Origin of the sequence: Staphylococcus sp. NWU MK-U1 (assembly GCF_033283505.1) — a bacterium.
GTDB classification, from domain to species: domain Bacteria; phylum Bacillota; class Bacilli; order Staphylococcales; family Staphylococcaceae; genus Staphylococcus; species Staphylococcus haemolyticus.
The window spans coordinates 183,452-207,077 of sequence record NZ_JAVSMG010000001.1; the positions used below are offsets into that span (position 1 = coordinate 183,452).

The 23,626-nt window shown below is 32.0% G+C and carries 21 protein-coding genes; 5 read left to right on the forward strand and 16 right to left on the reverse strand.

Features of this window, described 5'->3' with window-relative positions; all coding sequences use genetic code 11:
• The first annotated feature begins 113 nt into the window (after positions 1–113).
• Together SBL16_RS00995 and SBL16_RS01000 are read left to right on the forward strand one after the other, a co-directional pair.
• On the forward strand, positions 114–290 hold the full coding sequence (locus SBL16_RS00995; RefSeq protein ID WP_107611379.1) for a YkvS family protein: 177 nt from the start codon (positions 114–116) through the stop codon (positions 288–290).
• Between the two features lie 16 nt (positions 291–306).
• Complete coding sequence (locus tag SBL16_RS01000) at positions 307–909, forward strand: type II CAAX prenyl endopeptidase Rce1 family protein (protein WP_037535503.1); 603 nt, start codon at positions 307–309, stop codon at positions 907–909.
• An 83-nt stretch (positions 910–992) separates the two neighbouring features.
• Here SBL16_RS01000 and SBL16_RS01005 read toward each other — a convergent pair whose 3' ends face one another.
• The 7 genes from SBL16_RS01005 to SBL16_RS01035 all read right to left on the reverse strand — a co-directional run bounded on the left by SBL16_RS01005 (position 993) and on the right by SBL16_RS01035 (position 10,559).
• Entirely contained in the window at positions 993–2,504 is a 1,512-nt protein-coding gene (locus tag SBL16_RS01005; protein ID WP_107611380.1) for a bifunctional metallophosphatase/5'-nucleotidase, read from the reverse strand.
• Positions 2,505–2,617: 113 nt separating this feature from the next.
• The gene (locus SBL16_RS01010) at positions 2,618–3,976 is read right to left on the reverse strand and encodes a TrkH family potassium uptake protein (RefSeq protein WP_011276205.1); all 1,359 of its coding nucleotides are present in this window, start codon (positions 3,974–3,976) and stop codon (positions 2,618–2,620) included.
• A gap of 18 nt (positions 3,977–3,994) precedes the next feature.
• Positions 3,995–5,923 (reverse strand): S1C family serine protease, encoded by a 1,929-nt coding sequence (locus SBL16_RS01015; protein WP_107611381.1) that lies wholly within the window; start codon positions 5,921–5,923, stop codon positions 3,995–3,997.
• 248 nt (positions 5,924–6,171) lie between these two features.
• Positions 6,172–6,969 carry a TerC family protein gene (locus tag SBL16_RS01020; RefSeq protein WP_053017791.1) on the reverse strand — a complete coding sequence of 266 codons (798 nt, stop codon included), beginning with the start codon at positions 6,967–6,969 and terminating at the stop codon, positions 6,172–6,174.
• Positions 6,970–7,267: 298 nt separating this feature from the next.
• Positions 7,268–8,830 (reverse strand): peptide chain release factor 3, encoded by a 1,563-nt coding sequence (locus tag SBL16_RS01025; protein WP_317952406.1) that lies wholly within the window; start codon positions 8,828–8,830, stop codon positions 7,268–7,270.
• A 3-nt stretch (positions 8,831–8,833) separates the two neighbouring features.
• A complete protein-coding gene (locus SBL16_RS01030; RefSeq protein WP_037535492.1) occupies positions 8,834–9,085 on the reverse strand; it encodes a YueH family protein in 252 nt (83 codons plus the stop codon).
• Entirely contained in the window at positions 9,075–10,559 is a 1,485-nt protein-coding gene (locus SBL16_RS01035; protein ID WP_107611383.1) for a UDP-N-acetylmuramoyl-L-alanyl-D-glutamate--L-lysine ligase, read from the reverse strand. Before SBL16_RS01035 ends, SBL16_RS01030 begins: the two co-directional genes overlap by 11 nt.
• 415 nt (positions 10,560–10,974) lie before the next feature.
• Between SBL16_RS01035 and SBL16_RS01040 the strand changes: the two genes are divergently transcribed.
• Both SBL16_RS01040 and ltaA read left to right on the forward strand, forming a co-directional pair.
• Positions 10,975–12,150: a diglucosyl diacylglycerol synthase gene (locus tag SBL16_RS01040; RefSeq protein WP_011276212.1), complete on the forward strand. Its 1,176-nt coding sequence runs from the start codon at positions 10,975–10,977 to the stop codon at positions 12,148–12,150.
• Entirely contained in the window at positions 12,128–13,324 is a 1,197-nt protein-coding gene (ltaA, locus tag SBL16_RS01045; protein ID WP_182703534.1) for a lipoteichoic acid biosynthesis MFS flippase LtaA, read from the forward strand. The genes SBL16_RS01040 and ltaA overlap by 23 nt, the downstream gene beginning before the upstream one ends.
• 88 nt (positions 13,325–13,412) lie before the next feature.
• Here the strand turns inward: ltaA and SBL16_RS01050 are convergent, their stop codons facing one another.
• Together SBL16_RS01050 and SBL16_RS01055 are read right to left on the reverse strand one after the other, a co-directional pair.
• A complete protein-coding gene (locus SBL16_RS01050; protein ID WP_011276214.1) occupies positions 13,413–13,922 on the reverse strand; it encodes a YjcG family protein in 510 nt (169 codons plus the stop codon).
• Between the two features lie 179 nt (positions 13,923–14,101).
• Positions 14,102–14,866, reverse strand: coding sequence for an esterase family protein (locus SBL16_RS01055; protein WP_107611385.1), 765 nt, complete (start codon positions 14,864–14,866; stop codon positions 14,102–14,104).
• 287 nt (positions 14,867–15,153) lie between these two features.
• On the opposite strand from SBL16_RS01055, the gene cozEa reads away from it, so the two are divergent.
• Positions 15,154–16,239, forward strand: coding sequence for a lipoteichoic acid biosynthesis protein CozEa (gene cozEa / locus SBL16_RS01060; RefSeq protein ID WP_011276216.1), 1,086 nt, complete (start codon positions 15,154–15,156; stop codon positions 16,237–16,239).
• A 122-nt stretch (positions 16,240–16,361) separates the two neighbouring features.
• Here the strand turns inward: cozEa and fabI are convergent, their stop codons facing one another.
• The 7 genes from fabI to SBL16_RS01095 all read right to left on the reverse strand — a co-directional run bounded on the left by fabI (position 16,362) and on the right by SBL16_RS01095 (position 23,437).
• Positions 16,362–17,132, reverse strand: a complete 771-nt coding sequence (gene fabI / locus SBL16_RS01065; RefSeq protein WP_037535483.1) for an enoyl-ACP reductase FabI — start codon at positions 17,130–17,132, stop codon at positions 16,362–16,364.
• Between the two features lie 368 nt (positions 17,133–17,500).
• Positions 17,501–19,345 (reverse strand): monovalent cation:proton antiporter family protein, encoded by a 1,845-nt coding sequence (locus SBL16_RS01070; protein WP_107611387.1) that lies wholly within the window; start codon positions 19,343–19,345, stop codon positions 17,501–17,503.
• Positions 19,346–19,354: 9 nt separating this feature from the next.
• On the reverse strand, positions 19,355–20,740 hold the full coding sequence (gene mgtE / locus SBL16_RS01075) for a magnesium transporter (RefSeq protein ID WP_107611388.1): 1,386 nt from the start codon (positions 20,738–20,740) through the stop codon (positions 19,355–19,357).
• Between the two features lie 21 nt (positions 20,741–20,761).
• A complete protein-coding gene (locus tag SBL16_RS01080) occupies positions 20,762–21,625 on the reverse strand; it encodes an RluA family pseudouridine synthase (protein ID WP_107611389.1) in 864 nt (287 codons plus the stop codon).
• On the reverse strand, positions 21,622–22,431 hold the full coding sequence (locus SBL16_RS01085; protein ID WP_011276221.1) for an NAD kinase: 810 nt from the start codon (positions 22,429–22,431) through the stop codon (positions 21,622–21,624). The genes SBL16_RS01080 and SBL16_RS01085 overlap by 4 nt, the downstream gene beginning before the upstream one ends.
• 12 nt (positions 22,432–22,443) lie before the next feature.
• Positions 22,444–23,073 carry a GTP pyrophosphokinase family protein gene (locus SBL16_RS01090; protein ID WP_011276222.1) on the reverse strand — a complete coding sequence of 210 codons (630 nt, stop codon included), beginning with the start codon at positions 23,071–23,073 and terminating at the stop codon, positions 22,444–22,446.
• A gap of 16 nt (positions 23,074–23,089) precedes the next feature.
• Positions 23,090–23,437, reverse strand: a complete 348-nt coding sequence (locus SBL16_RS01095) for a hypothetical protein (RefSeq protein ID WP_011276223.1) — start codon at positions 23,435–23,437, stop codon at positions 23,090–23,092.
• Positions 23,438–23,626: the final 189 nt, after the last annotated feature.

Sequence of the window (23,626 nt, forward strand, 5' to 3'; positions counted from 1 at the left end):
TGACATTATTTTCATAATTAAAATATTATTTGCCATTTTTAGCATATATTTGTTTATTATTATGCAAATTTTTAGTACAATATAGCCTAGTTATGAATTTAGGAGGACTCCGTATGACTGTTGCAGAAGTAGGAAATATCGTAGAATTTTATGACGGTTTAAGAGGCCGTGTTGAGAAAATTAATGACAATTCAGTTATTGTAGACTTAACAATTATGGATACCTTCAATGAATTAGACTTACCAGAAAAAACAGTTATTAATCATAAACGATATACTATCGTTGAATAAGAAGGTATACATTAAAATGAAAAATATATCAAAAGCTTTAATTTGGTTTATAGCAAGTTTCATTGTATTCCATTTGATTTTATTTGTTATGTGGGGAGAGCATCAAGAGTACTGGTATCTATACACTGGTATTATGTTAATTGCAGGTATTAGTTATGTATTTTACCAAAGGGACATAGAATCTAAACGACTTTTAACTTCTATCGGAGTTGGTATCGCTACAGGTATCGTCTTGGTTATAATACAATTAATTTTTTCATTACTTTCACCACAAATAACATATGCAGAACTTATTAAAGAATTATCAAGAACAGGTGTTTATTTCAAATGGCAAATGTTAGTGACGTTAATTTTTGTAATTCCTTGTCATGAGTTATACATGAGAACTGTTTTACAAAAAGAACTGACTCAATATAAATTGCCTACTTGGTTAATCATCTTGATTACTGCATTATGTTCTAGTTCTTTATTTATTTATTTAGATAAATGGTGGATAGTGGCATTTATTTTTGTAGCTCAATTAGTATTATCATTGAGTTATCAATATACACGTCGCATCGTAACTACCTCTTTAGGACAAATTGTGGCAATTATACTATTATTAATATTTCATGGATAAAAAACTTTTCTTAGTTAAAACTAAGAAAAGTTTTTTTGAAGTAATTTACAATTTAAATACGTTTACTTATATGAGTACTATTTTTAATACGCTACTGAAAAATTAGAGTCCAACTTTAAATAATAATCAGGTTGATTTAGCTTTTCAGCGATAAGTGAACTCATCGGTCGATCATATGTGGAATGAAGTATTGATTCATCTTCCAAGTATTGACGATAATTTCTATAACAATAATCTGTCATTGTAACTCTATGCTTTTCATCTAACTCAATATTTTTTATATTCACTCTATCAAAACGAGGCGCTGACATATCTACCTCATAATCAAATCCTTGCCACAATGTACATAATGTTTCATCAATAATAGTCATACTTAATTGATTTTGCTCAAATTGAATATAAGAATAAGTATATTCAAGCATCTTTTTAATTTGATGGCCTCTAAGTGTTATATCTATTGCTTTATCAGGGTGTGGATAAGCATTATAGACATCCTCATTAGTCACTATACCTTTTAATCCCTTTTCGCCATTTTTAGGCACGTTAATACAAGTAATATTATTCTCATAGGCTAAATGTAGACTATCATGTAATAATTGTATGAATGGGTGTGGACTACTTAGTAAGTCTTCCAAGCCATTAACCTGTAAATCGACTTTATTCTCTGAAACAATATCCTTTGACCAATGTTCTAAGGCTTTACGATCATAATACGTTGTCTCAAGTAATTCCTGATCTTCTGGATACTCACTTAAATTAATTACTGTAGATTCAATATTTTCTTTTTCGAACGAGTTCGTACGTTTTTTAAATTTAATTTTGACGTGTACTAACTCTTGAGCATCTTGTCCTGCTTGAACATATACTGTTTCAAAATCATTACCTATAATCGTTTGATGCTGGTGCGCTGTTATCATTAAATCGATCACACCTATTTCCTTCATTATTTTTTCCGCTTCATGAGAACCTTTTCTATGTCTTGTATTCGTTTGATTTATTTTATATAGTCCTCCATGATAGATTACAATTAAGAAGTCAGGATGTTCACTTTCATGTATATATCTAATCCAGCGTTTAGCAGATAATAGTGCTTTTTCAATACTAACCTCTTTCTCCATTTCAGCGAATTCGTTTTTCATTAATCCATCTGCAGTTAAACCTACAATTGCGATTCGAACATTATCGTATTCTTTAATTATATAAGGTGTTGAGAAATATGGTTCCTTTGTTAATGCAAATTCTATATTCGCAGATAACCATTGAAACCTTGATAGTGATACTGCTTTAGTCAAAAATGATAATCCAAATTTAAAATCATCCGGACTTATACCACTAGCATCATACTGCATAGCATTCATTAATTTAATCATAGGATGACGTTTATAAGGTGCGACAATAGCATAATAATGCGCTGCCAATGAGCCAGCTACACTTCCCCCACTATCTAATAAAATGACTTTATCATTGTTTTCTCTAATATTTTTAACATAGGTACCAGCACGATATATATTTGATCCAAAATCTCCATTCATAAAATGACTATGCATATCTGATGTTGCCAAGATATCTATATTTATATGTTCATTTTTCTCCAATTTACACACCCCTTATTTAAAGCTAGTTTAACATTTATTAATCTGTAGGTGCTATTTATTTCTAATCAAAAAAGTATTCTCAGAATTAATAATTTCTGAGAATGCTAATCTATTTAACCAATTTGAACACGTTCTTTAGGATAATGGTATTTATCCGGTTCCTTACGTCCAGCTATCATAATAATAAATGAAATTAAACCAACACGACCTATAAACATTAATATCATTAGTATTACTTTAGTAAGTCCACTAATATCGTCTGTAACACCTAAAGATAGACCACATGTTCCAAAGGCTGACATGACTTCAAAGAATACTTGTAAAAATGTTAGATTTGTTTTTTCAGTAGCGAGAATAACAATCATACTTACAAATGTTAGAATTGATGCCATAGTAAATACGGCGAATGAACGTTGAATATCAACTACATGTATTTCTCGATTGAACACTTTTATAGCTGTTTTTTCAGCATTATTATTAAAGTTAATTACAAAGAGAATTAGTATCGCAAATGTAGTTGTACGTATACCACCACCAACTGAACTTGGAGATGAACCAATAAACATGAGGATACTCATTATTACATTCGTTGCATCACTAAAGTTTGTTACATCAATGGTTTGTAATCCAGCACTACGTGTTGTTGCAGATTGAAATAATGAATAGAATAAGGATTGATGCCAACTTAATCCTTTAAAAGCATGGTGATGTTCTAATGCTAATATGGCTAAAACACCAAAAACAAATAAAAATAGATATGTGCATGTAGTTATTTTGGTAAATAGTGAAAATCTAAAATGACTGACTCTATTCCTTACATATGCTCTGATTTCAAGTAATACAGGAAATCCTATTGATCCTAATACGATTAGAAACATAACAATCGTTTGAACAAAATAATCCTTAGCGTAAGGTATTAATGATTGCCCTGTGATATCTAATCCACCGTTAGTAGTAGCAGAGACAGACACAAATAAACCTTGCATGAGTGCATTTTTTAAATCTGGATTATCTCTATAGAAATAAAATGCTAATAACAGCGCACCTATAAATTCTATTGTTAATATCGTTTTGATGATTTCTAATATCAGCTTAACGGTTCCACTCATTGTATCTTTATTATTATCTAACATAATTAATTGGCGTTCGCGGATACCTATATGTTTCCCTAACACAACCCATAGTACTGTACCAATCGCCATGACGCCAATACCGCCTATATTAAGTATGATTAATATAATAATTTGGCCAAATGTTGAATATGTATCTACTATGTTAACGGGAGATAGTCCAGTAACACTAATGCCTGATACAGCAACGAATAGCGTATCGATTGGGCTAACATCAACACCATGTTTATGCACAAATGGGAGGTTTAATAATAAAAAAGCGACAACTATGGCTATCAAATAATATAAAACTATCCCCTGTTGAGGGCTAGATTTTTTAAGTAACTTACTGAAAATAGACACTCATTTGTCACCTCAACATTATTTCAATTTAATTTTTATCTCTTGAGATTTTCCTTCTCTATAAATTTTAGCCGACAATGTTTTTAAGTCTTGTCTATGATTAAAAATTATTTGTCTAGACTGTAAATTATTTTGAATTGATTTACTATCTAATTCTACAACTACATCACCAATTTTTAAACCTGATTTTTTACCTAAACCATTTTCTTTTAACTTTTCTACTACGATTCCATTTTGAACATCTTCGGGTACTTTTAATAAATTTCTTTCATAAGGCAGTAAATCTGAAACATTTTTAATTCCAATACCAGTATTAGGATATTGAATTTCACCTTTTTTCTCTAATTCCTCAGCAATTTCACGTGCAGCATCTATTGGAATTGCAAAGCCCATGCCTTCAATATTAGGCATATTTATTTTTAACGATACTAAGCCTATTAATTCTCCAACTCTATTGATGACAGCACCTCCTGAATTACCTGGGTTAACTGAAGCATCAATTTGAAATGTATTAACCAATTCATCATTCTTATTATCTTTATCGAAGTCGACAGGTACTGCCCTATTTAATCCGGAAATAATACCTTTCGTCACTGTATTTTTAAAATCATTTCCAAGTGGATTACCAACAACTAGGATGGATTCACCTAGCTTTAAATGTTTTGAATGACCTATTTTAATTGGCTGCACGTTTTTATTTTTTATCGTTGTTTTAAGCACTGCAATATCTGACCACATATCACTCCCAACGACTGTAGCAGTAGCTGTTTTATCATCATCATATGTAATGTTTACTCTTTTATTACTTCCAACTATATGTGTATTAGTTAAAATAAAAAAAGTATCGTCTACAGCTTTGTAGACGACACCTGAACCAACTTCATTATTTGAGTTTGTATTTGTTTTATCAATTGTTTGTGTTGTTATGTTCTTAGGTGTGTCATTCTCAATTGTTACCACTGATTTAACAGCTGTTTCTGCATTCTTCATTGTTGATGTGTATTTCGTATCATTGTTACTACTTTGTTCAATACTACTATTTTGATTAATCGTTGAGATAATTGCACTAATTAGTATAACAATTAATATGATTGCAACTACTATGACTATTTTAAGCCAATGTAATTTTAAAAAGTCTTTTACTTTGTCCATCGTATCATTGTTCTTAGGCTTATCTTCTGAGTGTTCATTTTCTTCTGACTTATTAGAATGAGCTAAATTTTGACTAGATGCTTTCTTTAAGTCTTGATTATCTTCAACTTTATTATTTTTATCTTTAGTATGAGAATTTAATTCCTTGTTAGAAGTTTCATTAGAACTTGCTTTTTGTTCTTTTTGTTCCTTTTGTTCAATTTTTTGATTTTTATTTGTTTCTAAAACGTCTTCCGATGATTCTTTAGTCTCTTTTTGTTTTTTAGTTTGTTCACTTTTATCAAGATGATTAACTTCACTTTTATTAATATTAGCTTGTTTTTGTTTTCCTTTATTCTTTTCAACTCTACTATATTTTGGTTCTATTTCACCATGTTTGGAAGATGTAGAATTATTGTCTTCTTTCTCCTGTTTTTCCACTTCGTCAGTAGGTTTAGTTAACTTATCATTATTTTCTTTATGTTCATTTTTTAGTTGTTGCTCTTCAGGTAGTGTTAAATGATGCGTGTTAGTATCATTTAATTCTTGATCAGATTCATTATCAGATCGTAATTTAGCTAGATGTTGTTGCTGGTGAATTTCTTCTTGTGTTAATTTCTCAATTCTTGCTTTTCGCATGTTATCTTTAACACGTTCTTCATTAACTTTTGCTTGTTCTTGCTCTTTTTTGGCAAGTCTCTCACGTTGTTCTCTCTCACGTTCTAATCGTTCTTCGCGTTCTTCATTATGGAAATACTCATGTCGTTTTCGACGATACTGTTCACGTGGTATTACGTGTTTTTTATCATTATCCAAAGGTGTCCACTCCTATCGACTAACTCACAATCTATCATGCTAACGTTAAATTATGTTTTGTGGTTGTGGCTTTAATTAATTTATTCATTAACTAAAGTTTAATATCAATATCGCCAATTAGCAATGAATTGAAGGTTCAAAATTGAATTTTTCTTATCAAATCACTAAAATGCACAATTTATAATAATAAAGCCTTTTAAACTTGATGGTACACATCAAATCTAAAAGGCTCAATCACTTATTTAATACTATTTATTGGCTTTCTTCTTGTTGCTACGTACTGACGTTAACCAACCGATTACGACTAAAAGAATCATAACTGTCCAGAAGATAGCTTGCCATAATGTACTATGAGGGAAATGTTCAGGTAAAATACCTATATCTTCATGAGCAAGTACTATAACAACTAATTTAATACCTACCCAACCTACAATTGCGAAAGCAGCTCCTTCTAATCCAGGATATTTATTTAGTAAGTCAACAAACCATGTAGCGGCAAAACGCATTAGAATAACACCGATCATTCCGCCAATAAACATTACTGAGAATTGACCTAAGTCCATCCCACCAAAATGAATGCCGACTTTAGGTAATGTAACAGCAATTGCCATCGCTGCTAACATTGAGTCAATTGCAAAAGCTATATCTGCAAATTCAACTTTTAAAACAGTGCCCCAAAATTGCATAGGTCCAACTTTTTTCTCTACGCCAGACTCGTCAAAATGATGGTCGTCACCCTCAGGTTGATCTTCATGTTTTTTGTGGAAGAATTGCCAAAGATTTCTTATTGACATAAAAATTAAATACGCGGCACCAAGTGCTTGGATAAACCAGAAATTTGCGATAACACTAATTAAGAATAAGGCAAGAAAACGGAATACAAATGCACCTAGCAAACCATAAAATAACGCTCTTTTACGTTGTTCAGGTGGTAAATGTTTTACCATAACAGCCATTACAACCGCATTATCAGCTGCTAATAGCCCTTCTAAAAATACAAGAACGAGAATTACCCATAGGTAGGGTAAAATTAAACTCGGATCCATAGTGGACAGCTCCTTTTTGTTTTAATACAAATAAAGAGACCTATGCTAAATAATAGCAAAGGTCTCACTTAGCAAATAAATGCCCACTTTACCGGAAGATAATACTTCGTAATGACGATAAAGCGCTAACCATCATGTAGTTGATGGTCTTCAAGTTACTCCCCTCTGACAAATTGTCATAGGTATTCATTTGTTAAGTGTATTATACACTATACTTAATATAAATAAACAATTAACGTTTAACAAATTGTCTATTTAAAGAGATATTTTTAAATACCCATTATTTTCAATCATAATCTTATAAAAGACTATACAATTTAATTTCTGGGAATTTTTCTTCGAACCAACGTGTTGCAAATTCATTTTCGAATAAGAAGACGAAATTATCATATCTATCTTTCACTAATATTGAACGAGACGTGTTCATTTTATCTTGAATATCATCTTCGTTTTCAATCCAACGCGCAATTTTTCTACCAACAGGTTCCATAACAACATCAACGTTATATTCATTTTTCATTCGATGTTCAAACACTTCAAATTGTAATTGACCAACGGCACCTAAAATAATTTGATTAGTGTGAAGCGTTTTATAATATTGGATTGCTCCTTCTTGAACAAGCTGTTCAATTCCTTTATGGAAATGTTTTTGTTTCATTACGTTTTTAGCTGAAACTTTCATAAATATTTCCGGTGTGAATTGAGGTAAATCTTGGAAACTATATTTTTGCTTGCCACCAACTAAAGTATCTCCAATTTGATAATTACCTGTATCATATAAACCAATGATGTCTCCAGCTACTGCATGGTTAACAGTTTCTTTATCGTCAGCCATAAATGATGTTGAACGCGTAATTTTTTGTTTTTTGTTCGTACTTTGTAATGTTACATCCATACCACGTTCGAATGCACCACTAACAACACGCATAAACGCAATTCTATCACGATGTTTAGGGTCCATATTAGCTTGAATTTTGAAAATAAATCCAGAAAATTCATCGTCAAATGGGCTTACTTCAACTTCTTCATTAGTCTGACGTGCATTAGGCATCGGTGCATGATCAACATATGCATTCAAGAAGTTTTGAACACCGAAGTTAGCTAATGCAGAACCAAAGAACACGGGTGTTAATTCACCATTTAATAGCGCATCATTATCAAACTCTTCACCCGCTTCTTCTACAAGCATAAATTCTTCGATAGCTTGAGCAAATGCACTGTCATTACGAATAGCATGCTCTTCTTGTAGTTCAAAATCATCATCTAAATGTAAAACATTTTCTTCATCTCTAAATGGTTCTATAGATTTAGACTCACGATCGATAATACCAAAGAAATTTTGACCCATACCAATTGGCCAGTTCATAGGGTAAGTATCAATGTTTAATGTTTCTTCAATCTCATCTAATAATTCAAATGGCTCTTTACCTACGCGGTCCAATTTATTAATGAATGTAAAAATTGGAATTCCTCTCATTTTACAAACTTTAAATAGCTTTAAAGTTTGAGGTTCAATACCTTTGGCACAGTCAATAACCATCACTGCACTATCCACTGCCATTAAAGTACGGTAAGTATCTTCTGAGAAATCTTCATGCCCTGGTGTATCTAATATATTAATTTTGTAATCATCATAGTCAAATTGCATCACTGAACTCGTTACTGAAATACCACGTTCTTGCTCCACTTTCATCCAGTCACTAGTTGCAAATTTACCTGTTTTTTTACCTTTAACTGTACCCGCTTCTCTAATTGCACCACTAAAATATAACAACTTCTCAGTCAGTGTCGTTTTACCAGCATCCGGGTGAGATATTATGGCAAACGTCTTTCTTGATTCAACTTCTTCTTTTAAACTCATCTATTAATCTCCTTTAAAATCATTCACAATCCAGTTTGTTAAATTTAAAGCAATTTTGTTTGCTTCATTTTCCTCGATAAAAGCAAATAATTGCATTAACAATTCTTCTTTGACATCATTACTGTCCATATTCAAATCAAGTTCTATTGCCCAAAATATATCTGGAATAGCCAACATGATTTGATTTTTATCTTCAATTATATATAAGTAAACATTAACAATTTCGTCATTTATAGATAATTGTTTAATGTTCACTTGGTCCACCGCCAAATTTTTTGTATGCCGCTTCAAGTCCAATTAAATCATCTCTATGTGGCACTTTAATATGTCCAGGCATGATTTGATAAGGTTCTCTTCCTTTAGAAGCTAATACTACTGTATCGCCCGGTTCAGCTATATCAATGGCATGTTTGATCCCTTCAGCTCTGTCATCAAATTCAACATAATTATCATGTGTTGCGCCTTTAGCTAGTTCAGCAGTCAACATTTTAGGATCATCATTAGCAGGATTATCTGGCGTAAATATTACGTAATCTGCTCTACAAGCTACTGCGCCCATTTCAGGTGTTTTAGTTAAGTCACGTTCTCCAGCCATTCCAATTAAAAAGATTAATTTTTGTTTCACGAAGGGTTTTACTGCATCTATAAGTTTATTCATTCCGTCAGCAGTATGCGCATAGTCAATAATTAAATCAATTGGTAGCGAAGGATCTAGAACTTCCAAACGCCCTTCAACTGGCTCTAAATTCTCAACTACTCTGACGATATCTTCCATAGATGTTCCTTTACTCCAGACTGCAATCATGGCAGCCATAATATTTGAAATATTAAATTTACCTACATATGGTGTTTTAACACTGTAAGTTCCTATAGGCGTATCAAAATCAAATTGAACACCTTGTAAAGATTCTTGAATATTTTTAGCCATAAATTGAGCGTCATGGTCTATTCCATATGTAAATATTTCATATGGTGTAACTGATGCTAAATATTTGGAGAAATCATCATCATTATTTAAAACAGCATATTTCTCTTTCGATAAATCTTCTCCCAGTTGACTAAATAACAATGATTTAGCATGTCCATAGGCTTCCATTGTGCCATGAAAATCTAAATGGTCTTGTGTTAAATTTGAGAATATCGCAACATCAAATTCTACACCTCTTAATCGCCCTAGTGATAAACCGTGACTAGATACTTCCATAGTCATAGCTTCCGCATTTTCATCAACCGCTTGCTTAATCTTTTTAGTTAAAGACACTGTTTCTGGTGTTGTATTGGCACCTTTAGTTTTATGTTCATTTATTTGGAAACCATTTGTTCCTAAATATGCGCTTCCTTTACCTAAACCTCTATAAATAAGATGAATCATAGTAGCAATTGAAGTTTTGCCATTAGTGCCTGTCACACCTATTGTAGTTAATTGATGGCTAGGATAATCATATAAAGTATGTGCTAACAGGCTAGCAACTCTTAATGTATCTGGTACGATAACCTGCGTCACGTCACCGTTAATGTCTTGTTGATGGTTAACCACAATGACTTTTGCACCTTGATCAACAACATTTTGACAAAATTTATGGCTATCAACTGTATAGCCTATTGATGCGACGAATATACTCCCTTCACTAGCGGTACGTGAATCTGTAGTGATATCAGTAACATTTATATCTAAAGTGCCTATTACTTGTTTAACTCGTATTTTTTCGAACAACTCATTCGCATTCAAAATGTATCGCTCCTTTTTTTACAATAATTTTATTATACACGTTTTGAAGTTGTTGATAAATTTATAATCATTAAAATATTGATTAGATTTAATACGAACTTGATATGTTTTACACCTCAAACTAAAGATTTCATTAATATAATTGAAGGAATTATTAATTAATAGTTAATTATTTTAAAATTTCCTATATATATCACTTTAATTCAATACTTTTAAATCTATTAATGCTAGGATAGTTATATAAAGATGATGTTAACTTCCTTAATATGCTATAATGCACTATAAATGAATTTTATACTTTCAATAAAGGGTATATATATTATGATAACTATGTAAGTATGTTTATTGCTACTATAGTTAAATCAGAATGCGTTATTGCGTGTTTTAAATTTAAATTAATGGAGGGTGACTATTAATGGTTACTCAAAATAAAAAGATATTGATTATTACCGGCTCATTTGGAAATGGACATTTACAAGTGACACAAAGTGTTGTTAATCAACTCAATGAAATGAACTTGTCTCATCTATCAGTTATTGAGCATGATTTGTTTATGGAAGCACACCCAATCTTAACTTCTATTTGCAAAAAATGGTATATCAATAGCTTTAAGTATTTTAGAAATATGTATAAAAACTTTTATTATAGTCGCCCTGATGAATTAGATAAATGTTTTTATAAATATTATGGATTAAATAAATTAATCAATCTACTACTTAAAGAAAAACCAGACTTAATCTTATTGACATTCCCTACTCCAGTAATGTCAGTGCTAACAGAGCAGTTTAACATAAATATTCCAATCGCAACTGTTATGACAGATTACCGTCTACAAAAAAACTGGATAACGCCTAACTCTCATAGATATTATGTAGCTACTGACGATACCAAACGTGATTTCGTCAATGCTGGTATCCCTGCTTCTGATATAAAAGTGACTGGAATACCTATTTCCGATAAATTTGAATCTGACATCGATAAAGTGGCTTGGTTGAAGAAACATAATTTAAATCCTGATAAACCAACTATTCTGATGTCTGCCGGGGCATTTGGTGTATCAAAAGGATTTGACTATATGATTGATAACATCCTTCAGAAAAGTCCACAATCACAAATCGTAATGGTTTGTGGTCGTAGCAAAGGGTTAAAGCGTACTTTAGAAATGCAATTTAAATCATATGACAATGTCCTTATTCTAGGATATACAAAACATATGAATGAATGGATGGCATCAAGTCAACTTATGATTACAAAACCAGGTGGCATTACGATTTCCGAAGGTTTAACACGTAGTTTACCAATGATTTTCTTGAATCCGGCTCCAGGTCAAGAGCTTGAAAATGCATTATATTTCCAAGATAAATCATATGGCAAAATCGCGAATACACCTGAAGAAGCTATAGATATTGTTTCTGATTTAACAAATCACGAGTATCGCTTACAAGCTATGACTAATAAAATGACTGAAGAAAAGGTTAACCATTCAACTTATAGACTATGTACCGATTTATTAAATATCTTGGACAGTTCATCACAACAACAAGAAATATATGGAAAGGTTCCTTTATATGCCAGATTCTTCGTTAAGTAATAAAGGAATTAGTAAGAACTTCAAGATAATGCTCGTTATTTTGTTCTTAATGGAGTTTGCACGGGGAATGTATGTATTAAGTTACGTTAATTATTTACCAACCGTTACCTCTATTGCTGTTGCAGTGACTTCAGCGGCATTATCAATTCACTTTATATCCGATGCGGCAACGAATTTTGTCATCGGATTTCTTTTGAAAAAATTTGGTACTAAGCTAGTATTAACCTTAGGTTTTTTATTAGCTTTTATTAGTTTATTCTTAGTCATTTGGTTCCCAACTAATCCAATAGTTATCATTTTTAGTGCTATCATGTTGGGTATTGCTGTTAGTCCTATATGGGTTATCATGTTATCAAGTGTAGAAGAAGCACAACGTGGTAAACAAATGGGCTATGTTTACTTTGCTTGGTTATTAGGGTTACTCGTAGGATGGGCATTTATGAATGTTCTAGTTAAATTACATCCTACTCGATTTGCATTTATGATGTCACTTGTTGTAGTTATTGCATGGGTATTGTATTATTTTGTTGATATTAAATTAACAAATTATAATACTAAACCGGTTAGTGAACAATTAGGACAAATCGTTAATGTTATGAAACGTCACTTAGTGTTATTCCCTGGTATTTTATTACAAGGTGCTTCTATTTCAGCATTGCTACCTATACTACCTACATATGCTACAAAGGTAGTAGGCGTAAGTACTATTGAGTACACCATTGCCATCGCTATAGGTGGTGCCGGTTGTGCCTTTTCAATGCTATTCTTATCTAAGATTATTGATAAAAATAGTAAAGGCTTTATGTATGCAGTTATTTTTACAGGTTTTATACTATTCACAGCATTTATCTTCGGTTTATCTTTAGTAACAAATATCCTTATCGTTTGGATTGTAGCGATATTTATAGGTTTAATGTATGGGATATTATTGCCTGCATGGAATACATTTATGGCAGGACAAATCGATCCCGCTGAACAAGAAGAAACTTGGGGCGTATTTAATAGTGTTCAAGGATTTGGTTCTATGATAGGTCCTTTATTTGGAGGCTTAATCGCTCAGTTTTCTAATGGTTTAAATAATACATTTTATTTTTCTGCAGCAATCTTTTTAGTATTAGCGATATTCTACGGTGTTTATTTTGTAAAGTATCGAGGCAAAGCAAATCGTTTCTAATAAAAAGTAGATAAAATACTAAAAATCTAGTTAATGTACATCATACACTGTACATTAGCTAGATTTTTATTTTACATATTATTTAATTTTACGCTAACTTGAAAGTATCAATCACTTTCCATTTATCCTCTTCTTCGTCATAGCGTAATAATGAAAGTTCTTCAATTTTTTCTTTAAGGTCTACCCCTACTAATTCTACTTGACCAAATATATCCTCGAATTCTTGGCTTGTTAAACCTTGAGCAATCGTAAAGTGTGGCACGAATGGATGCTCAGCTTCACCATGAAAATCTTCAGTATTAAATAAATTGAAAAGTTGTTCTAATTCATCAGTTTTAGCAACTTTAAAATAAATTACATTGTTAGTTGGTTTAAAGCTTGAAGCTTTTGTAGCATGAACATCTACAGGTCCGAAACCTTCTAATCTTTTTTTAACTTCTTCTTTTACTGAATCTAATTCATCATCATTGATTTCAAAGTGTGATTTGATCGTAATATGAGGCATGATACGTGCATACTCAGTATCATAACGTTTACGATAACCATTCACTTCATCTTGAAATGATTTTGACGGAATTAATGCTAATCCTATATTCATTGAAATTCCTCCTTTGTTTAACATATTACTATTATAGCAAAATTCTATATATTACGTTATTAGTTAGCAGAATTTTTTGAAAAGGTTTACAATATCTAAATATTTTATTTCGTAGTATTGTACATTAAATGATCTCAATTAAATCTTGGCATTGATGATCCTATTAAAAATACAAGTAATTAAACCTCATTTGACTCTTGTGTAATTACTTCATCGCTTAAATAATATTTAAGTATGTCTGATAATAGAGGTTTCCAAGATTTCCAGTTATGTCCACCCTCAAATTCTAAATAATGATATGTGAGCTCTTTGTCTTTAATGACTGTTGCTAAATCTCTATTTGGTGTTAAAAAGTTTGCACGTTCTCCAGTTGTTGGCAAAGCAAAATCTTCTTCTTCTAAACCAATAGCGTGCCAAATAGACAATTCACTATATTGAATACACTTATTAAATTTATCTATTACAGTTTCATCTGAATGCGGGCTAAGCATTGCTACTTGACTAAAAATAGTTGGGTAAGTCAAGGCGGTTAAAAGTGCTATACTACCAGCAAGACTATCTCCAATTAAAATTCTGGCATTACCTACTTTATAAGTTGGAAACGTCTTATCAATAAATGGTAGCAACTCTTTACCAACAGCTTGTACGGTTTTATTACTTCTAGTACCCTGTGGATGAAATTCTTCTCTACGTTTATCAACATCTTCATAATGAAATCCAACTATAATGGCTCGTTGAATTTCATCTTCTCTTCTCAACCGTTCATATTCACGTTGAAGTCTTCCAAATTTTAAAAAATCTAACCCGTCAAAACATATAATGACTTGATACTTAAATAATTCAGAGTAATCTTCAGGCAAATATACTGATAATGTAACATCTCTTTCTAAGATATTACTATGTAATATATGTTTATTAATTTTGCCTGCTTTAAAATTCGACATGACATTGACGCCCCCTAAATAGAATATACTTATTGTATCAAGATAATGATGACTTTTAAATCTCTGATAAAAATCTAATGTTTCATACTTACGAAATTTGGTAATTTATACATAGTTATAACACTTTTTTCAAAATATGGCTCTTTATTTATTAATTACATTATTAAATATGAACTCCATTAATCTCAGTGTATCTCTTTAGAAGTTAAAATTTCCCTTTTTAACGCGTCTTAATTGATATATACTAATTAAATAATGAACAAATGAAAATAGGAGGACGTAAGCTTATGCTTAACAAAGTTTGGTTCCGAACAGGAATTGCCCTAGTTATCTTGTTCGTGCTAATTAAATTGTTTATGGAAGTACAAAGTGTTTTTGCACCTATTGTAACCATTATCGGTTCTGTATTTCTTCCATTTATGATTAGCGGATTTTTATTCTATATCTGCTTACCTTTCCAAAGTATTCTTGAAAAGTGGGGTTTCCCTCGTTGGGCAAGTATCACTACAATTTTTATTGGCTTAATTGCTATTATTGCTATCGTAGTCGCATTTATAGCACCAATTATTATCTCTAACGTGAATAGTTTAATCAAAGCAACACCATCACTGCAAAAAGAAGCTGAGCATATTGTTAACTTCTCACTTACGCAAATGGATAAACTTCCAAGTGATGTAACAGATAGAATTAATTCTGCTGTAAAATCAATTGGTGATAGTATGACTGGAATTTTGGCTAATTCATTTACATACTTAACGTCATTTATTTCAACTGTCTTCTTACTTATCATGGTACCGTTCTTCTTAATATACATGTTAAAAGATCATGAAAAATTCATTCCTGCTCTTGCTAAATTTTTCAAGGGAGAACGTAAAGTATTTGTAGTCGACTTAATGAAAGATTTAAACTTCACATTAAAATCATACATTCAAGGCCAAGTGACTGTAAGTGTTATTTTAGGGGTCATTTTATATATTGGTTATACCATAATTGGTTTACCATATACACCTTTATTAGTACTATTTGCTGGTGTAGCTAACTTAATACCTTTCTTAGGACCATGGTTATCATTTGCACCTGCAGCTGTGCTCGGTATCATAGATAGTCCTACTACATTTATTTGGGTTTGTGTTGTTACATTAATCGCTCAACAACTTGAAGGTAATGTGATTACACCAAATGTTATGGGTAAATCTTTAAGTATTCACCCACTTACAATAATTGTTGTTATTTTAGCCGCAGGAGATTTAGGTGGTTTCACACTTATTTTAATTGCCGTACCACTCTATGCAGTACTTAAGACTATTGCAAGCAATGTCTTTAAATATCGTCAACGCATCATTGATAAAGCTAATAGCGACGTTAAAGACTAGATTGATATAAATTTAAAAAACTTTCAGGAGTGAACTTGAATTTACAATGAATTCAAGTTCACTTCTTTTTGTAAACATAAAAAAACTTGGTGCTATACACACCAAGTAATTGAATTAATTTATTATTTTATTGCGTGGAAACCACTATCTACATGGATATTCTCACCAGTTACGCCACTTGAGAAATCACTCAATAAGTAAGCAGCTGTTTTACCTACTTCTTCTTGATCCACGTTTCGTCTTAATGGTGCACGTTCTTCAATCTCTTTAAGGATTGTGTTGAAACCACCAACACCTTTAGCACTTAATGTACGAATTGGTCCAGCAGAAATAGCATTTACTCGAATGTTGTCCGGGCCTAAATCATAAGCTAAATATTTAACATTAGCTTCTAAACTTGCTTTAGCTACACCCATTACATTATAGTTTTGAACGGCAAATTCACCACCAAGGTATGTTGTTGCAACAATACTACCACCGTTTGGCATTATTTTCTTCGCTTCGTGCGCAACAATTGTTAATGAATATGAACTGATATCTTGCGCAAGTAAGAAACCTTCACGTGATGTTTCAGAGAAACGTCCACGTAAGTCTTCAATATTTGCAAATGCGATAGAGTGATATACGCCATCAATATTGCCTACTTCTTCTCCAATTTTAGCGAAACCATTTACTACATCTTCATCTTTTTGAACATCGATTTGATATAATTTTGGATCTTCTTGGTTTAATTGTTCTAATAATTTTTCTAACTCTTTGCGGCTACGGTCTTTACGATATGTGAATACAAGTTTAGCCCCTAATTGATCTAATACCTTTGCAACGCCAAATCCGATACTACGTTTATTAGCAATACCCATAATTACGAAGGTTTTATTTTCAAGATTAATCATTCGAAATAACTCCTTAATCATCGTTTTTTATATCTTAATCTCACTGTACAAACAATGTAGACTAATCTAACGTTATTATTTTACCATTTTTGCTTCATAATGATAAAGCAATATTATTACCTGGTCATATATGAAAGCCTGGTACATAAATAATATCATAATGCTATTTTTCAAATTCGCAGAAGCTAAATGAACTGAGAGAGCGCCAAAAAATTGCGTATTCTCAGTTATAGACATCCTTTCGAGCGGGGCCCTAGCAAAAAAGATTTTTATAAAGAAATTCTATAAGATAAGCAAATTGGGGTGGGACCATGAATTTAAAAAGAATTCTGTCCCACCCCTGACGCCTGTTTTTAATTTTTTCTAAATCAATAATAAAATTCTAGATCTGATTTTAATTCATCTACGTATTCTTTTGAACCCGTTACGATAAGTCTATCTTTATATCTAAGTTGTGTATCACCATGAGGCACGATTGATTCATTATTACGAATAATTCGAACGAAGATAATATCTCCGCCAAATGGGAAATTACGTAGTTGAATATTTTCATATTGATGATTTAACATTTCAATTTCATACAATGATGTTTCAACATTGCTTAAAATGTTTAACATATTTGGTGTTTCAATTAAGCCTTGTAGGAAGATTTTATTACTAATGAAATTACTGAATACTTCAATACCTTCACCTTTCATTTCTTCATCTTCGTTACTATTTTCAAGTCGACAAATTACGCGTTTAACATCATGTGCTTTGGCTAATTTTGCCACATCACGGTTAAGACTATCATCATTAGCAGAACAAACTACGATGTCTTGATTGAATAACCCTAATCTTTCTAGGAGTTGTTCTTCATAATTCGCTATTTCTACAACAGTTATATGGTCAGATAAATTACGCTTATCTCCTAAATCTTTGCGATAATATAATGTCACATTATATAAGTGTGGTGACAAGTTCTGCACAATTGGAATCGTCAATTGATTCTTGCCAATTAATGCAATATCAATTTTACGATTAGCCTCATCTGGAATTGGAAACATTTTCTTGAAAATAATCGGTACAAACACACACGTAATGATTGCACTTAAAATCAAAATGCCTGACATTTCAGATGATATTGTATTTAATTGCTCTGCAATTTTAGCAGATGCTATAACCAATGATAATGTTGAAGTAAGTAAAAATGCTGATGCTATCGTTGTCTTATTATCAAACCAACGTCTAATAAAGAAAACTGGAATTAATTTTGAAATAATAAAAGCTAGAATAAGCACCGGAATAATTAATAATAATGATGGTTCTTTAATTAATGACGGAATATTTAAATCAACACCAACCATGATAAAGAAGATTGGAATAAAGAACCCGTATCCAAATGAATCAAGTGTATGCACTAATTCTTCATCTGGTTTCAGCAAGGATACAACCACACCAGCTAAGAATGCGCCTAGTATATATTCAGCGCCTACACCCTCTGCAAGTGCAACTAAAAGAATAATTAATGCAAAGATTGCTCTTATGCCTATTTGTGTAGTACCACCAATTAAGCGATGTAAAAATTTCATACGCTTAAATAAAACGCCTAATATATAGAAAATAGCAGTAAATACAAGTAAAATTGCTGAAAGCCAAACTGAACCATTACCACTACCATTGATACCACCGTAAATAGTTAACAGTACCATCGTTACTAGGTCAGCCAATACGGCTACTAATAATATAAATTGACCGATAGTTGTACGCATTATATTCATTTCTTTTAAAGTAGGCACTACGACACCTAGTGATATCGTTGATATGATAATTATCATTAATAACACATCATCTACGAGTCCTAACCATTTAAACGCGTAAGCTAATATTACTGATATAATCATAATAAATGCGAATACGGTTAGTGCTAAATTAAGATGGCTTGGTACATCTTTTTCATGTTTGTTCGTACCTTGTCGATTTCTCTTATCTTTTTTAAAAGTGCTAAAGTCAATCTCTAAACCACTTAAAAACATTAAAAAGATAAAGCCCAACGTTGATAATATATTAAGCATACTATCTTTATGTACTAGATTTAAGAAAGACTGTCCAATAATAATACCCATGATGATTTCGGCTACAACCACTGGTAAAAAATTGATGTTCAGTCTATTTATAATAATTGGTGTAAAAAATGCTGCTAGAACTACAATGACTAGTGAAAAGAACTCCATTTTGTCCCCCTATGTTAAATATGACATGAATGTTGTTGCTAAACCAAAGTAAATTAACATACTTACAATATCATTAATTGTTGTAATAAATGGTCCGCTGGCTACGGCTGGATCAATATTCAGTTTATTCATAAATAATGGAATCATAGAACCAACTAACGTACCAACCGTCATTGCAATAGTAAGACTGCCTCCAACTATTAGTGCTAAAAATGGTTGTCTATATATAACAACGATGATAATAAATAAAACAGTGGCACAAACTAATCCTGAAAGCAAGCCACTTCCCGCTTCTCTTAATGCAACCTTAAATTTACTTTGTTCATCAATTTCCCCAGTAGAGATATTACGTACAGACACCGCAAGTGATTGTGTACCAGAATTTCCGGACATACCACTAATAATAGGTATAAATGCAGCTAATAATGCAACTTGTGATAATGTTGCCTCAAAACTACCTAATATAGTAGCGGTAATCATTCCTAAAAATGTAAGAATGATAAGCCAAGGTAATCGTTTAGTAGCAGTTTTCACAACAGAATCATTTGTTGAGTCAATATCAGATACCCCAGCTAAACGAGAGTAGTCTTCACTAGCCTCTTCATCCATAACATCTAGAATATCATCAATTGTAATAATACCAAGTAAATGTTGTTGATAATCAATTACTGGCATTGCAATAAAGTCATAATCTCTCATTTTTTGAGCTACATCTTCTTGGTCATCTGCTACATTAACGCTAATCACACGCTCACTCATGATATCCTCTATATATGCATCATTTTCAGCTACAATTAAATCTCTTAAAGATAATACTCCAACTAATTGTCCATCGGTATTAATGGCAAAAATAACATAAATCGTTTCGGCATCTGGTGCTTGTTCTTTTACTAACATTAATGCTTCTTTAACCGGAGTATTGACATCTAATGAGATATATTCCGTCGTCATGATACCGCCGGCTGTATCTTCTTCATAATGCAATAGATGCTTAATTTCATTAGCATCGTCACGGTTCATTAACGTTAGCAAACTAGCTACTTTCGGTTTCGAAAGTTCATTTAATATATCTACAGCATTATCAGAAGACATCTCTTCTAAAACTTTACTAGCATAATGTGCATTCATCGTATCAAAAAGGTCTTCATATGCTTCATCATCTATTTCTAATTGTTCAAAGAATTCCCCTACTTCTTGAGGTGATAAAAATTCAAATATCTTTTGTCTATTTTCATTTGTAGTGTCTTCAAAATATTCACTTTGTTCATACTCGTGCATTGCTAGAAATTCTTCTCTAAAACGATCTATATCGTCTTGTTTTAATAGATTATCTAACAAATTTTGGTTATACACTTCGTCAGTATTATAGTCATTATTTTCTGTTTCTAATGACAACGTCAACACCTCCAAATCTTATTATAATTCTGCAAAAATGTTTTGTAGCCATTTATAATCTATCTCTATCTCAATTTCTCTATTATAAATTGGATGTATGAATGTCACTTTATAACATTGTAAAGATTGCGTATGAATTTCAGGATGACTTCCTTCATATAAATCATCACCAACAAGAGGATGTCCTACATAATTAAAATGAACGCGTATTTGATGCGTTCTTCCAGTATGTAATTTAATTTCACATAAACTCGCTTCAGGTTTGGTCATTACTGTTTCATATGAAGTCTTTGCGTATTTTCCTGAAGCATCAATTTTCCTAGTAATAATACTCTGGCTATCTCTAGCAATCGGTTCTTCTATAACACCACTCAATTGCATTTGACCATAACATACACACATATACCTTTTATCTATTGCACTCGTCGTCATTAAATGATGGATATGCCCATGCTTAGCAAATATTACAATGCCTCTAGTGTTACGGTCTAAACGTGTAACAATATGCGGTACGATCGATGTATCGATTAACTGACCAACATTTAAATAATAAAGTACACGTTCTATCAAACTATCATGCGGATGTTCTCTTGACGGAGTGCTATTTAAATAGTTTGGTTTTGACACAATAATTAAATAATCATCTTCATACAATATTTCAATTGGATTACGTGATGGAATCAAATATGAACTAGGTGTTTCATCTGGTAACGCAATAGTTAACTCATCACCTGGCATCATCATTTTTCTGACAGTTACATGACTGTTATTAATAATTAAAGCGCCATTATGTTTAATGGCGCTAATTGTCTTTTTAGAATATTGGTGACGCTGCAAAAAAGACTTAAGCATTTCATTATGCTGTATCACATATTCAAATTTCATCGTCCATCTTCACTTTCAATGAATGAATCATGTACTCTTTTCCAAAATGGGAAAGGTCTAAATCTAGCAAAACGCACTTTCTCATTAGCCACTCTAAACTGAATACCATTGACATTTTTATGTTTTAAACTAACATGATCAATTGTTGTTAAAATGGTATCGTGATTAACAGGTGTGATTAAACATGTATGATGCTTTGGCAAAACAAGTGGTGAACCCACTGTTCTAAATACTCTATTATTGATAGAGGCTATTTCTGCAATCTGCATAGCTTCAAGTGAGGGATGTATTAGTGCTCCACCTAATGCCTTATTATAAGCAGTTGAACCTGAAGGGGTTGAAATACATAAACCGTCACCTCTAAAACGTTCAAATTGCTTACCACGAATGCCCACATCAACTACAAGTGTTGAACCATTTTCCGTTTTCATTGTTGCTTCATTTAAAGCTAAATAACGTGTTTCATAACCATTATCATTGTATCTGACAATAATTTCTAATAATGGATATTCAATGACTTGAAATTCAGAGTTATTAATTTCAATAATTAATTTCTCAACTTCATGAGGTAACCAATCAGCATAAAAACCTAAATGTCCTGTATGTACACCTACAAATGCCACTTGAGAAAGCATGTGGCTGTATTGATGAAAGGCTTGTAATAAAGTTCCATCTCCACCTACCGAAATAACAATTTCTGGATTAACGGCATCTTCTACCATGTGGAAATCTTTCATATGATTTATCATTTTATGCTTTAATGCATTGGATTTTGAATCACCTTTAGACAAGATAGTATAACGCATCCCCACACCTCATTAGTCATGTTTTTTTGCACGTTTTTGAGAATAATATTTCTGTGCTTCTTGAATTTCATCTTTAATCTCAGACATCTCTTCATCTAGAAGATATGCCGCTTCAGCTGCACGCTCAAGACGATGCTGAATTTCCGCTGGATAATCCCCGTCATATTTATATCTTAATGTATGTTCAATTGTAGCCCAGAAATTCATTGCTAATGTTCGTATTTGTATTTCCGCTAAAATGGCTTTCTGACCGTTTAATGTTTCAATTGGATATTCAATAATCACATGATATGAACGATAACCACTTTGTTTTGTGTTATTGATGTAGTCACGTTCCTCAATCACTTTGAAATCTTGTCGTTGTCTAAGCATATTAACAACCACATCGATATCGTCCACAAATTGACACATCATTCTAAGACCAGCAATGTCGTACATCTCTTCACGTAGTCTATCAAACGGTATACCCCTTTTATTCGCCTTATCAATAATACTCGTAATTGGTTTTACTCGACCAGTAACGAATTCAATGGGTGAAGCATCTTCTCCAACTTCATATTGCTTACGCAAACCTTTTAATTTTACCTTTAATTCATCAACGGCTTGTTTATATGGTGTTAAAAATTGATCCCATTGATTCATATTGTTTCACTCCGCTTCACTTTAGGTCAAAAGTTTCTTCAACAGCTGAAACAAACTCCTTACCATAGTTATTATTTCCTTCAACATTCTCAAGTATGTAATCTAATTCCTCTTGAAAATGTTCTAAAACCAAGTCATCGTTTACTATTAGTTTCTTGCCTCTATTCTCATGCAACATGGACCATGTTTCTTGAACGAAAATCAAGTAATCATATGATTGTCCGTCATCTAATAAGTAGGCAAATCCGTAATTATCACTATCAACAAGCATTTGCCCTACTTCTACTAATCCATCAGTTGGATCTTCTGAGTAGCAATAAATGCCATCATCTTTAATTTTAATTTCATTTACATAAATACGCATGCTTGTTCCTCCTTATTATTCTTTATTAGTTTAACATAATTTAACTGTATAACACACGTTTGAAATGCACTTCTTACTCGTCTATCCACTATTGAATGAAGCTCATTATGTCATGACAAATCAAATCATTTTATAAACTATACTTAAGTACTCAGATTTAACTTTTCATTCATATACAATTACTTTAAA

Coding starts and splice junctions, on each gene's coding strand:
- SBL16_RS00995 (WP_107611379.1), top strand. CDS start 114: ATGACTGTTGCAGAAGTAGGAAATATCGTAGAATTTTATGACGGTTTA.
- SBL16_RS01000 (WP_037535503.1), top strand. CDS start 307: ATGAAAAATATATCAAAAGCTTTAATTTGGTTTATAGCAAGTTTCATT.
- SBL16_RS01020 (WP_053017791.1), bottom strand. CDS start 6,969: ATGGATCCGAGTTTAATTTTACCCTACCTATGGGTAATTCTCGTTCTT.
- SBL16_RS01025 (WP_317952406.1), bottom strand. CDS start 8,830: ATGAGTTTAAAAGAAGAAGTTGAATCAAGAAAGACGTTTGCCATAATA.
- SBL16_RS01040 (WP_011276212.1), top strand. CDS start 10,975: ATGGTTACTCAAAATAAAAAGATATTGATTATTACCGGCTCATTTGGA.
- ltaA (WP_182703534.1), top strand. CDS start 12,128: ATGCCAGATTCTTCGTTAAGTAATAAAGGAATTAGTAAGAACTTCAAG.
- SBL16_RS01050 (WP_011276214.1), bottom strand. CDS start 13,922: ATGAATATAGGATTAGCATTAATTCCGTCAAAATCATTTCAAGATGAA.
- SBL16_RS01055 (WP_107611385.1), bottom strand. CDS start 14,866: ATGTCGAATTTTAAAGCAGGCAAAATTAATAAACATATATTACATAGT.
- cozEa (WP_011276216.1), top strand. CDS start 15,154: ATGCTTAACAAAGTTTGGTTCCGAACAGGAATTGCCCTAGTTATCTTG.
- fabI (WP_037535483.1), bottom strand. CDS start 17,132: ATGATTAATCTTGAAAATAAAACCTTCGTAATTATGGGTATTGCTAAT.
- SBL16_RS01070 (WP_107611387.1), bottom strand. CDS start 19,345: ATGGAGTTCTTTTCACTAGTCATTGTAGTTCTAGCAGCATTTTTTACA.
- SBL16_RS01080 (WP_107611389.1), bottom strand. CDS start 21,625: ATGAAATTTGAATATGTGATACAGCATAATGAAATGCTTAAGTCTTTT.
- SBL16_RS01085 (WP_011276221.1), bottom strand. CDS start 22,431: ATGCGTTATACTATCTTGTCTAAAGGTGATTCAAAATCCAATGCATTA.
- SBL16_RS01090 (WP_011276222.1), bottom strand. CDS start 23,073: ATGAATCAATGGGATCAATTTTTAACACCATATAAACAAGCCGTTGAT.
- SBL16_RS01095 (WP_011276223.1), bottom strand. CDS start 23,437: ATGCGTATTTATGTAAATGAAATTAAAATTAAAGATGATGGCATTTAT.